Consider the following 821-nt stretch of genomic DNA (forward strand, 5'->3'; position numbering starts at 1 on the left):
GCCACTTGCCGAAGATGATAAAATTTATAACGTAAGTTACCTGTGCCATCGTAGCGGTAAAATAGACGAGCAACGTAAAATACACATAACCCCGCATGAGCAAAACGATTGGGTTATTCAAGGCGGCGATAAAATTGCCGTGTTTGATACCGATGCCGGTCGTGTAGGTATTCAAATTTGTTACGATGTAGAGTTTCCTGAGCTTTCACGCATATTGGCCAAACAAGGGTTAGATATTCTGTTTGTGCCATTTTGGACTGATACTAAAAACAGTTATTTACGTGTGCGCCACTGTGCACAAGCGCGTGCAATAGAAAACGAATGTTATGTGGTAATTGCAGGTTCGGTGGGTAATTTACCAGAGGTAGAAAGTCTTGATGTGCAGTACTCACAATCGGCGGTATTAACGCCATCGGACTTTTCGTTCCCGCACGATGCAACACTTAACGAAGCCACACCAAACACCGAAATGCTGCTATTTAGTGACCTTGATATGGATAAGCTTAAAATACTTCACAGCGAAGGCACAGTGCGTAATTTAAAAGATCGCCGCGAAGATTTATACGAAGTGATTGTTAAAAAGAGAGACGTTTAATGGCGTGGGTGTACTTAATTATTGCTGGGTTACTTGAAATTGGCTGGCCGATTGGCTTAAAAATTTCGCAAAACGCTGATACACGCTGGCAAGGCATAGCAATAGCGGTGGTATTTTTAGTCGCTAGTGGTTTTATGTTGTGGCTTGCACAAAGGCAAATATCAATGGGTACCTCATACGCCGTATGGACAGGTATTGGGGCCGCCGGTACGTTTTTAGTGGGAAT

At 43.2% G+C, this 821-nt stretch carries 2 protein-coding genes; both read left to right on the forward strand.

What is annotated here, in order from left to right:
• Positions 1-595: carbon-nitrogen hydrolase family protein (locus tag H5072_RS20625; RefSeq protein WP_182694659.1), on the forward strand; the 595-nt coding region annotated here is incomplete at its 5' end.
• A partial coding sequence (locus H5072_RS20630; RefSeq protein ID WP_182694660.1) for a multidrug efflux SMR transporter occupies positions 595-821 on the forward strand: 227 nt, incomplete at its 3' end. The genes H5072_RS20625 and H5072_RS20630, both read left to right, overlap by 1 nt.

The organism is Pseudoalteromonas sp. SR45-5 (genome assembly GCF_014163565.1).
GTDB classification, from domain to species: Bacteria; Pseudomonadota; Gammaproteobacteria; order Enterobacterales; family Alteromonadaceae; genus Pseudoalteromonas; species Pseudoalteromonas distincta.